This window comes from Aeromonas rivipollensis, assembly GCF_010974825.1.
Lineage (GTDB): Bacteria > Pseudomonadota > Gammaproteobacteria > Enterobacterales > Aeromonadaceae > Aeromonas > Aeromonas rivipollensis.
This window is the reverse complement of the sequence record NZ_JAAILA010000011.1, coordinates 53,655-65,679: the sequence shown is the minus strand read 5'-3', so window position 1 is coordinate 65,679 and position 12,025 is coordinate 53,655. Positions and strand designations below refer to the sequence as shown.

At 61.7% G+C, this 12,025-nt stretch carries 13 protein-coding genes; 3 read left to right on the top strand and 10 right to left on the bottom strand.

The features are described 5' to 3' along the window. Window positions 1-62 precede the first annotated feature (62 nt). Together G4923_RS08035 and G4923_RS08030 are read left to right on the top strand one after the other, a co-directional pair. Window positions 63-1,070, top strand: a complete 1,008-nt coding sequence (locus tag G4923_RS08035) for an isocitrate dehydrogenase (protein WP_111909914.1) — start codon at window positions 63-65, stop codon at window positions 1,068-1,070. A 119-nt stretch (window positions 1,071-1,189) separates the two neighbouring features. Then, complete coding sequence (locus tag G4923_RS08030) at window positions 1,190-1,633, top strand: hypothetical protein (protein ID WP_111909913.1); 444 nt, start codon at window positions 1,190-1,192, stop codon at window positions 1,631-1,633. Between the two features lie 82 nt (window positions 1,634-1,715). Here the strand turns inward: G4923_RS08030 and rlmM are convergent, their stop codons facing one another. From rlmM to dinB, 6 genes are all read right to left on the bottom strand, one after another. Beyond that, a complete protein-coding gene (gene rlmM / locus G4923_RS08025; protein ID WP_025327941.1) occupies window positions 1,716-2,810 on the bottom strand; it encodes a 23S rRNA (cytidine(2498)-2'-O)-methyltransferase RlmM in 1,095 nt (364 codons plus the stop codon). Continuing rightward, window positions 2,803-3,189 (bottom strand): DUF423 domain-containing protein, encoded by a 387-nt coding sequence (locus tag G4923_RS08020; RefSeq protein WP_043130931.1) that lies wholly within the window; start codon window positions 3,187-3,189, stop codon window positions 2,803-2,805. The genes rlmM and G4923_RS08020 overlap by 8 nt, the downstream gene beginning before the upstream one ends. A gap of 34 nt (window positions 3,190-3,223) precedes the next feature. Next, on the bottom strand, window positions 3,224-3,862 hold the full coding sequence (locus tag G4923_RS08015) for an alpha/beta family hydrolase (protein WP_111910055.1): 639 nt from the start codon (window positions 3,860-3,862) through the stop codon (window positions 3,224-3,226). A 4-nt stretch (window positions 3,863-3,866) separates the two neighbouring features. After that, window positions 3,867-4,787, bottom strand: coding sequence for a transcriptional regulator GcvA (locus G4923_RS08010; RefSeq protein WP_025327944.1), 921 nt, complete (start codon window positions 4,785-4,787; stop codon window positions 3,867-3,869). 282 nt (window positions 4,788-5,069) lie between these two features. After that, a complete protein-coding gene (locus tag G4923_RS08005) occupies window positions 5,070-7,205 on the bottom strand; it encodes a methyl-accepting chemotaxis protein (RefSeq protein WP_111909912.1) in 2,136 nt (711 codons plus the stop codon). 67 nt (window positions 7,206-7,272) lie between these two features. Continuing rightward, window positions 7,273-8,325 carry a DNA polymerase IV gene (gene dinB, locus G4923_RS08000; RefSeq protein ID WP_111909911.1) on the bottom strand — a complete coding sequence of 351 codons (1,053 nt, stop codon included), beginning with the start codon at window positions 8,323-8,325 and terminating at the stop codon, window positions 7,273-7,275. A 201-nt stretch (window positions 8,326-8,526) separates the two neighbouring features. Here dinB and G4923_RS07995 point away from each other — a divergent pair, with 201 nt between their 5' ends. Continuing rightward, entirely contained in the window at window positions 8,527-8,739 is a 213-nt protein-coding gene (locus tag G4923_RS07995) for a hypothetical protein (protein WP_005330720.1), read from the top strand. Window positions 8,740-8,812: 73 nt separating this feature from the next. On the opposite strand, the gene nqrM is transcribed toward G4923_RS07995, so the two are convergent. From nqrM to nqrE, 4 genes are all read right to left on the bottom strand, one after another. Next, a complete protein-coding gene (gene nqrM, locus G4923_RS07990) occupies window positions 8,813-9,037 on the bottom strand; it encodes a (Na+)-NQR maturation NqrM (RefSeq protein ID WP_005330718.1) in 225 nt (74 codons plus the stop codon). 102 nt (window positions 9,038-9,139) lie between these two features. Next, a complete protein-coding gene (locus G4923_RS07985) occupies window positions 9,140-10,183 on the bottom strand; it encodes an FAD:protein FMN transferase (protein ID WP_111909910.1) in 1,044 nt (347 codons plus the stop codon). A 3-nt stretch (window positions 10,184-10,186) separates the two neighbouring features. Next, the gene (nqrF, locus tag G4923_RS07980; RefSeq protein WP_042654097.1) at window positions 10,187-11,410 is read right to left on the bottom strand and encodes an NADH:ubiquinone reductase (Na(+)-transporting) subunit F; all 1,224 of its coding nucleotides are present in this window, start codon (window positions 11,408-11,410) and stop codon (window positions 10,187-10,189) included. Window positions 11,411-11,427: 17 nt separating this feature from the next. Next, window positions 11,428-12,024: an NADH:ubiquinone reductase (Na(+)-transporting) subunit E gene (gene nqrE, locus G4923_RS07975; RefSeq protein WP_005330713.1), complete on the bottom strand. Its 597-nt coding sequence runs from the start codon at window positions 12,022-12,024 to the stop codon at window positions 11,428-11,430. Between the last annotated feature and the right edge of the window lies 1 nt (window position 12,025).

Below are 12,025 nucleotides of genomic sequence, written 5' to 3'. Positions count from 1 at the left end.
TGCAAAAATGGTATAAAACCGCCGAATCCTCCCCCTCTGTTCCCTAGAAGTGGATACGTCTCATGTCAAAAAGAAAAATTACCGTCATTCCGGGCGACGGCATAGGCCCCAGCATCATCGAATCCGCCATCCAGATCCTGACCCACGCCGGCTGTGACTTTGACTATGACTATGCCGATGCCGGTCTGGTCGCGCTGGAGAAGCACGGCGAGCTGCTGCCCCAGTCCACCCTCGATTTGATTGAGAAGAACAAGGTCAGCCTGAAGGGCCCCCTCACTACCCCGGTCGGCGGCGGCTTCACCTCCATCAACGTCTCCCTGCGCAAGAAGTTCAACCTCTACGCCAACGTGCGCCCGGTGATCTCCTTCAAGGGCACCAGGAGCCGTTACGACAACATCGACATCATCACGGTGCGTGAAAACACCGAGGGCATGTACTCGGGCGCCGGCCAGAAGCGCAGCGATGACAACCAGAGCGCCGAGGCGATGAGCATCATCACCCGCGACGGGGCCGAACGCATCGTCACCTTCGCCTTCGAGCTGGCGCGCCAGGAAGGGCGCAAGAAGGTCACCATCATCCACAAGGCCAACATCCTCAAGTCCACCTCTGGCCTGTTCCTGGAAGTGGCGCGCGAGGTGGCCGTGCGCTATCCGGATATCCAGAACGAAGAGATGATAGTCGACGCCGCCTGCATGAATCTGGTGATGTACCCGGAGCGGTTCGATGTCATGGTCACCACCAACCTGTTCGGCGACATCCTCTCGGATCTCTGCGCCGGTCTGGTGGGGGGCTTAGGAATGGCCCCCGGTGCCAACATAGGTGAGGGCGCCGCCATCTTCGAAGCGGTGCACGGCTCGGCGCCGGACATCGCCGGCAAGAACATCGCCAACCCGACCTCGGTGATCCTCGCCTCCATCCAGATGCTGGAATATCTCGGCATGCAGGACAAGGCCGAGCGCATCCGCGAGGCAGTACGGGCGACCATCGAGTCCGGCGATCGGGTGACCCGGGATCTGGGGGGCACGGCCTCCACCAGCGAATTCACCCAGGCCATCATAGAGCGTCTATAAATCATATCTAACTGATTGATTTAAAAAGGGAGCTTCGGCTCCCTTCGTTTTATACCGGATCCCCCTATCTCCCTTGTCAGATGAATACTATGTTCATATGAGGGATAAGGAGATCCATCATGCGTGCTACTTTCATCGTGCTGATCTTCAGCAGCAGTACCATGGCATTAGACAGGCCCATCGACAACGCCTGGTTGACACCGCCCCCTCAGTACGAGCCGCCGGCCAAGCAGACCTGGCAGTCCAATATCGATACCAACGACCTGCTCAAGAGCCCCAAGCCGCTCTCCCTCGGCGTGGACATCATGACCGACAGCAATGGCACCCAGCGGGTCACCCCCTACCAGAAACTGAACCTGACGGCCGAGAAGAGCGTGAGCCTCTCCTTCGAAAAGCACAAACCCAGGATCAAGTTCAACGCCGGTGGCATCCATACCTCGGTCAAGCTCAGGGGGGACGGCGTCAAGATGCAGTTCAACCCCACCGACAAGACCATTCCGCTCCAGGTCGAGCTCAAGATCACCGATGACGAGTCCATGATGCGCTTCGACTATCGCTTCTGATGGCGCCAGAAAGCAAAAAACCGGACGGGGCTAGCCGTCCGGTTTTTATTTGGCGTCACACCAGGTGACGCGGGGGCCCTGCTCAGGACTTGGGTTCGAGCTTGGAGACCCAGAACTTGTTGTAGACGTGCACAGTGATCTCTTCGCGATCGTGGTAGAGCTGCTTGGCCTGGATCACGAACGCATTGTCGATCTCCTTGAGCATCTCCCGCAGCACCTCTATATTGTGCACCGCCTCGGCATAGCGCTTCTTCATCGGCAGCTTGAGGTTGAACATGGCCTCCTGGCAGTCGTTCTCGCGGAACCAGTCGGCAATCATGTGGACCACCCGCGCCGGCTTGTCCACCATGTCGCACACCAGCCAGTAGGTGTTCTTCTTGCCTGGCCGCCAGACGAAACCGTCGTCGCGAATGTGCTTGACCTGGCCGGTATCCATCAGGGACTGGGCCATGGAACCGTTGTCCACCGCGGTCACCATCATGCCACGACGCACCAGCTGATAGGTCCAGCCGCCCGGGCAGGCGCCCAGATCGACGGCCTTCATGCCGGAGGTGAGGCGCAGCTCCCACTCCTCCCGCGGCACGAACACATAGAAGGCCTCTTCCAGCTTGAGGCTGGAGCGACTCGGGGCGTCCGGCGGGCAGCGCAGGCGCGGAATGCCCATGTGGAATTCGGAGTTGTTGAAGGAGTAGGAGTACCCCAGCAACAGGTGATCATTGGCCATGAAGAAGGCGTGGAACACCGGACGGTGCGGCGTCTCCTTCTTGGTCAGGATCTCGTTGCCGCGCAGCGCCTGGCGCAGCGGCACCGTGAACTTGCGGCAGAAGGCAGAGAGCTCCTTCGCCTCGTTGGTGTCGGCCGTCTCCACCCGCAGATCGCCACAGATGGCATAGTCACGGGTCGCCTCTATGATGGGGGAAACCCGATCGGAGAGGTCCAGATCCTTCAGCTCATGGGTCACCACCAGCATCTGGCGGATGAAGATGAGCTCACGGAACGGCAGCTTGCGGGCCAGCAGATCGGCCTGCTCCTCGTCATACAGTTCGAAAATCACGTAACCGCTGTCGTCCTTGACCCGGGCGAAGCCGTAGCACTGCATGTTGCTGGCTCGTTCGGTGATCTCTGCCGCCGCCTCTTTCTCAAAACCCGGGCGGCAATAAAGCAGCAGATTATTCATTTTTTCCTCCAAGACGACAGCCGGCCCATATCAGAGCCGCCCATCCCAACATAAAACAGAGGCCACCGGCCGGAGTGATGAGCCCCAGCCCCTTGCTGCCAAGCAGCACCATGGCGTAAATACTGCCGGAAAATCCCAGGATCCCCAGCACAAAGGCAGTGCCCGCGAAGGTAATCACCTTGCTGCGCACGCCGCACCACCCCAGCACCAGCAGGGCCAGGGCGTGAAAAAACTGATACTGCACCGCGGTGTTGAACGCCGCCAGCAGTGAAGGGGCTATGCCGGTCGCCGCCAGCCCGTGAGCCCCATAGGCTCCCAGCATGGTGGCCGTCAGGCCGAAACAACCCGCCAGCACCAACCAATGTCGATGGACTTGCATCCTCTCTCCTCGTTCTCTGCGCGCGGCCATCCCTTCAGGCGTACCGGGACGGGGTCGCCGCGATAAACCCCTTGATCCGCTCCGCAGCCTGTCGCAGGTTCTCCTGCTCGCTCACGCCGCTGGCCTTCCTCGGCTTGAAGCCATGATCCCCATCGGTCAGCCAATGGACCGATACGGCGGGGGAGAAGGGGAAATCGGCCAGCTCGGCGCGAGAGCCAAAGGTGTCGCGCTCCCCCTGCAGCAGCAGGGTCGGCGTCGTGATCTGCTTGAGCACCTCACCCCGCCAGCGGTCGGGGCTGGCCGGGGGGTGGAAAGGATACCCGAGAATGAGCAATCCTGCAGCATTCATCTCGTCGCCCCCTTCGTGATAGAGCTCGGCCGCCATCCGCCCCCCCATGGACTTGCCTGCCAGGAACAAGCGGGGATGGGCAAACGCGCGCACCATCTCGCGCCAGTGGGCGAGCAGCACGGGCTGCCGGTCCGGCGGCCTGCGCTTGCCGTCCAGGGCCCGTTTGCTCATGTAGGGGAAGTTGAAGCGCACCACCTCGATATCCGGCCCCGCCAGCAGCCGCGACAGCTCGGCGAGAAAGGCATGATCCATGCCGGCGCCCGCGCCGTGGGCCAGCAGAATGCGAACGGGGGCGTCGCTCGCCCCCTCTCTTGTCACATCCATCCCCTCAACCATCGGCGAGACGGGCCCGGCGACGGGCCTCCTCCTGCTCCACCAGCTCCAGCATCCAGTCGCGGAAGGCCACTATCTTGCCCTGATCGGACTGCTGCTCCTGGCATACCAGGTAGAAGGCGTTCTTGCTCACCAGCACCTGCTCGAACGGGCAGATGAGGCGACCCGCCTCGATCTCGGGCTGGGCCAGCACGCTGTGACCGAGCGCCACCCCCTGACCGTGGATAGCCGCTTGGATCACCATGGTGGAGTGGCTGAAGATGGGCCCCTGGTTGACGTTCGGGGCGTCGATGTCGAGCTGGCGGAACCAGGCCTTCCAGTCGCGCCGGGAGGTGTCGTGCAGCAGGGTGTGCCTGGTCAGATCCTCCGGGGTGCGCAGGGGCTTGGGGCCGGTCAGCAGCAGGGGGGAGCAGACCGGGATCAGATACTCGGTGTGCAGCTTGTCCGAGCGCAGCCCGGGCCAGTTGCCACGGCCGTAGTAGATGGCCACATCCACGTCGTCGGTCAGGGATCCCTCGTCCATGTCCACCGCCTTGATCCGCACATCGATGTCGGGGTGGCGCTCGCTGAACTTCACCAGCCTGGGCACCAGCCACTGGATGGCGAAACTCGGCTGCAGGGAGACGGTGAGCGCCCCCTTGGCGCTGCGGGCCAGCAGCTTGTCGGTGGCCTCGGAGATGGAGGCGAAGATGTCCTTGATGTCGAGGAAGTAGCTCTGCCCCTCCTCGGTCAGCAGCAGGGAGCGGTTCTTGCGACGGAACAGCTTGATGCCGAGGTACTCCTCCAGCGCCTTGATCTGGTGGCTGATGGCGGCCTGAGTCACAAACAACTCTTCTGCTGCGCGGGTAAAGCTTAAGTGGCGAGCCGCTGCTTCGAATGCTTTCAGGGCATTGAGCGGGGGTAAACGACGAGACATGACACCAGCCGACGATGAGTTTTTCTAATGGGGCGCATTATAAATTGTCGGTTGCGGGTCGACCAGTGAATAAACATAATTCGCCACGCAATCCGTTGCCATATGGCTCACACCTTCTCTTCCATGTTGGTTTACATGTGGTTTTTGTGAGTGGGCCGACAGCGATTGTGGTGTTGTGTTTCTTCCTCTGCGGGAAGAAGGGCTAAATCAATGCGATTTAACCCAGTCTGTCATCTGAATGTGTTTGGCGCCTCCGGTTGGATGGCGCCTTTTTTCTTATCTCTATACCCTGAATTGCCCCACCAGTTGCTGCTGCTTGTCCGCCAGTTGCGACAACTCCCGTCCGTTGTCGGCCGAGGTGGCCGCCTCGGCCCTGATGGTATGGCTCACGTCGCGGATGTTGCTGACGTTGCGGTTGATCTCGTCCGCCACCCCGCTCTGCTCTTGCGCCGCCCTGGCTATCTGCTCGTTCATCTGATGGATGGTGGCCACCGCATGGATGATCTGCTCCAGCACGCTGACCGACAGCTCCACCTTGCCAAGGGTCAGACCCGCCTGACTGTGGCCCGTCATGATCGCCTTGACCACAGCCTCTGTGCCCGACTGCAGCTCGGTGATCAGCGTCTGGATCTCGACGATGGCATTCTGGGTACGGCCAGCCAGGTTGCGCACCTCGTCGGCCACCACGGCGAAGCCGCGGCCCTGTTCACCGGCCCGCGCCGCCTCGATAGCGGCATTGAGCGCCAGCAGGTTGGTCTGCTCGGCTATCCCCTGGATCACGATGAGGATGTCGTTGATGTTGTCGCTGTTGGCGGCCAGCCGCTCCACCACGGGCTTGGCGTCGCTGATCACCGCCATCAGCCTGGACATGGCCTGCTGGGTATCGGCGACCACGGACTTGCCCTCCTGCGCCGCCATGTCCGCCTGGTTGGCCGCGCTCACCGCCGAGCTGGCATTGCCCGCGACCTGCAGGGCGGTGGCGCTCAGCTCCTCGAACGCCGTCGCCACCAGATCCACCTCCTGATACTGGGACTGCATGCCGGCGCTGGTGCGCTCTGCCCCCTGCGCCGCCAGCGACGCGCTGGCCCGGGTACCGGCCACCGTATCGATCACCTGGCTGATGGTGGATTGCAGCTTGTCCAGGAAGTTGTTGAACCACTTCGCCAGCTCGCCGATCTCGTCATCACGGTGCAGGTCGATACGCTGGGTCAGATCCCCCTCGCCGCTGGCGATGTCCTTGAGGCGGGCCACCACGGTGCGAATGGGGGCGACGATGCGCTGAGCCATCAGCCAGATGCAGAGCAGGGCCAGGGCCGAGATGGCCCCACCGATCAGCAGCTGGGTGGCGACGCTGCGCTGGGACTGGGTCTCGAGCTCATCCTGCAGTTGCAGGGCAGAGGCGAGCACCACGGCGCGGGGCAGTTCGATGTAGATGCCCCACTGGCGATCCGTCCCGCGCATGCTGACCGGCACGAAGGTCTGCAGCAGGGCGCCATCCGGGCTCCAGCGCGTGACCACCTCCCCCTTGGCGAGCCAACCGTTGAGATCCGCCGACAGCCCCTGCTGATCCAGGGTATCCCCAAGGGCGACCTTGAACCCTTCGACCCCGGCCACCCGGCCCTCGTGACTGAGCAGCAGCACCTTGCCCTGACCGTCATAGAGCGTCTTGTCCATCTCCTCCACCAGGCTTTGCAAGGTGGCCAGCGAGATGTCGACCCCGACCATGCCGAGCAGGGTCCCCTGATCCAGCAAAGGGGCCGTCACCGAGGTCATCAGCACCTGCCGGGTGCCCACCTCGTCCACATAGGGATCGAGCAAACAGAGGGTACGGCTGCGAATGCTGCAGCTGTACCAGTCATTCTCCAGGCCACCGTGCTCGGACGGCTTGTCGTTGGCCAGCAGCGCCTCGTCCATCACCTCCAGGGTCACCTTGCCGTCGACTCTGGCCCAGTAGCTGGAGAAGCGCCCCTTGTCGTTGGCCCCGAGCGCGGTCGAGCCCTGATAGTTGTCGTCTTCGCCGTCGAGCTGATTGGGTTCGAATACCGCATAGACCCCGAGCAGATTGGCCGATGACTCTGCCGCGTCCTGCAACTGCTGGTTCACGGCATTGCGCAGCGCCTCGGAGTGAACGAAGTTGTCGGCCGCGTTCTTGCGCTGGAACAAAATGCCCTCCGCCAGCAGGGTGGCTCTGAAATAGGCCTCGTCGAGGTAGCTGGTCACTCTGGCCGCCTGGGTGGACCCCATGGCCTTCATCCAGTTTTCTGCCGCGTGCTGCCCCTCCAGGGTGGTGGAGGTGAGCACCTGCTCCTGCATACGGGCCGCATTGAAGAGGGAAGAGGCGACCAGTGCGGCGGCACTGGCCAACAGGCAACAACCGGCAATCAGGGTGATCCGTCCCTGAACAGAAAGAGAACTCATGCCACGATTTCCTAACGTCTACAGATGTGAACACTGTATCGGTTTTGGACACAAAAACTTAACTAAATCAGCTGAGATCCAGGCTCAGTTGATTGATTTCCCCGGCCCCGGGCAGTCCTACTACCAGACCGAGCAGGCGAATGGGTTTTCCTTGAGCCCGCAGCAACCCCTCGTGCAGCAGATCGTGGAAGCGGGCGGCCTGATAACTGCCCTTGCGATAGACTGTGGTCTGCTGAAAATCGGCGAACTTCAGCTTGATCCCCTGCCCCATCAGCGCCTCCGCAGGGCAGGCCCTGGCAAAGCGTAGCTCCAGCTCGGGGATGAGCCGGCTGAGCACCTCCCAGCAGGCGGCTTCATCCAGCACGTCGCTGGCCAGGGTCGTCTCCACGCCTATGGTCTTGCGGGTCCGCTGGGCCTGCACCGGTTGCTCATCGTGCCCCCAGATGCGACCGGCGAGCATCTCCCCCAGCTTGCCGAAGCGGCTCACCAGCTCCTCGTTGCCGAGCTGGCGCGCATCCTCGCAGGAGTAAAGCCCGAGGGACTCCAGCCGCTGGGCCGTCTTGCGGCCTATGCCGGGTAGTTTGCCGAGCGGCAGCTGGCGCACGAACTCGTCCACCTCCCGGGGCCTTATCACGAAGAGGCCGTCCGGCTTGCGCTGTTCGGAGGCTAGCTTGGCCAGAAACTTGTTCGGCGCCACCCCGGCCGAGGCGGTCAGTCCCAGCTCGAGGGCGATGGCGGCGCGGATCTCGGCCGCCATCAGGGTGGCGCTGCCGCCGCAGTGGGGGCTGTCCGTGACATCGAGGTAGGCCTCATCGAGTGAGAGCGGCTCCATCCTGTCGGTGTAGCGCAGGAAGATGGCCTGCAACTGGCGGGAAGTCTCCTTGTAGACGGCCATCCGCCCCGGCAGCAGCACCAGCGGCGGGCAGAGCTTCCTGGCCAGGGCGCTCGGCATGGCTGAGCGCACCCCGAAGCGGCGCGCCACATAGTTGCAGGTGGAGATGACGCCGCGCCTGTCGGCCGAGCCGCCGATGGCCAGCGGCACCTCCCGCAGGGCCGGGTTGTCCCGCATCTCCACCGCGGCGAAGAAGCAGTCCATGTCGATGTGAATGATCTTGCGCATGCCAGAGTCTGTTGAGCTGTCGGCGCCTGCCGCGTGGTTGGGTGCACCCGCCGCTGTCGTGACGAGGCGGCAACACTACTGTATGAATAACCAGTCAAGACCCCATGCTACCCCAGCCCTGTCATTTCTGCCAGCGCACGGGAGGAGACGGGCGGATAGACTCTCAAGGCACCATCCACATGAGACTCAAGGAGGAGAGAGATGAGAGCAATCTGGCCGGGACTCTGCCTGCTGCTGTTGCCGCTGACGGGCATGACCAAGGACCATCCGACCGCCGAGTGCAGCTGGCTGTTTGAGCGCATAGAGATACTGGAGAAGGCCATCAAGCAGGGGGACGAGCTGGGCACCAGGGAGGAGCTGGCGCAGAGGAAAGCGGAATTTAGCAAGAAATCCTGCCACAAATACGATTACTGAGTGCCATGAAAACGCGAGCCGACCCTGGGTCGGCTCGCGTGCATTCGATGCACCCGCACTCGGGTGCTCGCCCTCAGAGGATGCGGTTGTCCACCAGCATCTTGCGACGGGCCTCTTCCTTAGCCATCTTCTTCTTGCGGTTGTCGCAGGGCTCCGGGCAGTCACACTCCTTCTCGATCCCTATGGTGCCAAGGCCGCCACAGGAGCCGGAGATGGTCTTCTTCTGGAAGATGTAGCCGATGGCCATGGCCACCACCACCACCAGAAACACCCCGAAGGTGATCAGAAAGATCTGCATGGTATTACCCCTTTACTGTTTAACCAGATACGGCTCAACGGCATCCGGCGACAAGATTCTCAGGCAGCGCCACCCCGGTGAGTGATGGCGGTACCTGCACTGTTAACCGGGCTGCTTGGCCAGGTAGGGCTTGAAGGCATCCGAGTAAGCCTCCTCGAAACCCTGGTCCGTCTTGGTGATGACGAAGATGGCCAGACCCCGCTCCTTGGCATAGGCCAGGCTCTTCTGCGTTCCCATGACGGTCAGCGCCGTGGCCAGCCCGTCTGCCGTCATGCAGGAGGGGTGGATCACTGTGACCGACACCATGCGATGGGTGATGGGCTTGCCCGTCAGCGGATCTATGGTGTGGGAGAAGCGCTTGCCATCCAGCTCGTAGTAGTTGCGATAGTCCCCCGAGGTGGCGACACCGTTGTCCCCTGGCACTATCACTTCCTGCACCGAGCCGGCATTGGCGGTCGGCTTCTCGATGGCGACGCGCCAGGGGTGACCCTTGCCGTTGACGCCATTGATCCGCAGCTCGCCGCCGATCTCCACCAGGTAGTTGCGCGCCCCCAGGGATTCCAGGTACTCGGCCACCTTGTCTACCCCGAAACCCTTGGCGATGGCGGAGAGATCCACGTAGAGATCCGGGATGTCCTTTTGCAGGGTGTCGGCGTCGACCGAGGTTATCACATGCAGATTGCCGAGGCCCGTCTTCTGCCGGGTCTGGGTGATCAGCTCGTCGGATGGCACCTTGGTCGGTTTGGCATCCGGCCCAAAGCCCCACAGATTGACCAGGGGGCCCACGGTGACGTCCAGCGCCCCGCGGCTCTCGCGGCCAATGTGAATGGCCTCGGTCACCACCCGGGCCGTGTCACGGGAGACCACCAGCGGGGTATTGCCCTTGTGCTGGTTGAAGCGCGACAACTCGGAATCCGGGCGGTAGGTGGACATCTGATCGTTGACCCGCTCCAGCAGGACATCCACCTCGGCCTGAAGCTTGGCGGCATCCGTGACGGCGGCATCCGCCACCTTGATGGAGTAGTAGGTGCCCATGGTGCTGCCGGTGATGTGGATCTCCGGCTTGGATTGGACCGATTCCTGACCGCACCCAGTCAAGAAAAAGGCTAGCCCTAAGGCTAGCCAGGTCTTTACAACACTGTGCATGGATTAACCACCAAAGTCATCCAGGAGGATGTTCTCGTCTTCAACCCCGAGGTTTTTCAGCATGTTGATGACGGCAGCGTTCATCACGGGAGGTCCACACATGTAGAACTCGCAATCTTCCGGTGCCTCGTGGTTCTTGAGGTAGTTCTCGAACAAGACGTTGTGGATGAAGCCGGTGTAGCCATCCCAGTTGTCTTCCGGTTGCGGATCCGACAGGGCGACGTGCCACTGGAAGTTGTCGTTCTCGGCGGCCAGCATGTCGAAGTCCTCGACATAGAACATCTCGCGCTTGGAACGGGCACCGTACCAGAAGCTCATCTTGCGCTTGGTCTTCAGGCGACGCAGCTGGTCGAAGATGTGGGAACGCATCGGCGCCATGCCGGCACCACCACCGACGAACACCATTTCGGCGTCGGTGTCCTTGGCGAAGAACTCGCCGAACGGACCCGAGATGGTCACCTTGTCCCCAGCTTTCAGGCTGAAGATGTAGGAGGACATCTGGCCGGGAGGCGCAGTCCAGTTGCTGGGCGGCGGGGTCGCGATCCGCACGTTCAGCATGATGATGCCGAACTCTTCCGGATAGTTCGCCATGGAGTAGGCACGAATGATCGGCTCGTTGACCTTGGACTCCAGCTCGAAGATCTTGAAGCGATCCCAGTCCCCGCGATACTCCTCGGGAATATCGAAGTTCTTGTACTGCACGTGGTGGGCAGGAGCTTCGATCTGGATATAACCACCGGCGCGGAACGGCACGCTCTCCCCATCGGGGATCTGCAGCTTGAGTTCCTTGATGAAGGTGGCCTTGTTGTCATTGGAGATGACGGTACAGTCCCACTTCTTCACGCCGAAGATCTCTTCCGGCAGCTCGATGTCCATGTCGGAACGAACGGTGACCTGACAGGCCAGACGCTCGCCATGACGGGCTTCGCCCTTGCTGATGTGATCCAGCTCGGTCGGCAGTATGTCGCCGCCGCCAGCTTTCACCCGCACCTTGCACTGACCACAGGAGCCACCGCCGCCACAGGCGGAGGAGACGAAGATACCGCTGCCGGCCAACACGCCGAGCAGCTTGCCACCCGCCGGGCTGGTCACAGCCTTGGCCGGGTCGCCGTTGATGCTGATTGTCACGTCACCTGCGGTCACCAGCTTGGACTTGGCGAACAGAATGACTGCCACCAAGGCCAGCAGGATCACGGTGAACATGACCACACCCAGAATAATTTCCATCTATATTTCCTTTCCGATTACAGGGAAATACCAGAGAAGGACATGAAGCCCAGCGCCATCAGACCCGCGGTGATGAAGGTGATGCCGAGGCCACGCAGGCCTTCCGGAACATCGGAGTACTTCATCTTCTCGCGGATCCCTGCCATCGCGACTATGGCCAGCATCCAGCCTGCACCCGACCCCACGCCATAGACCACAGACTCCACGAAGTTGTAGTCACGCTGCACCATGAAGGAGACGCCGCCGAAGATGGCGCAGTTCACCGTGATGAGCGGCAGGAAGATGCCGAGGGCGTTGTAGAGCGCCGGGAAGTACTTGTCCAGCGCCATCTCCAGGATCTGCACCAGGGCCGCGATCACCCCGATGAAGGTGATGAAGCTCAGGAAGCTGAGATCCAGGCCGGAGACCAGGGCACCGTCTTTGAGCACGTAGTTGTAGATCAGGTTGTTGGCCGGAACGGCAACGGTCTGAACCACGATAACGGCAATCCCTAAGCCCATGGCGGTCTTTACCTTCTTGGACACCGCCAGGAAGGTACACATCCCCAGGAAGAAGGAGAGCGCCAGGTTTTCGATGAAGATCGAACGAATCAACAGACTCAGATAGTGTTCCATA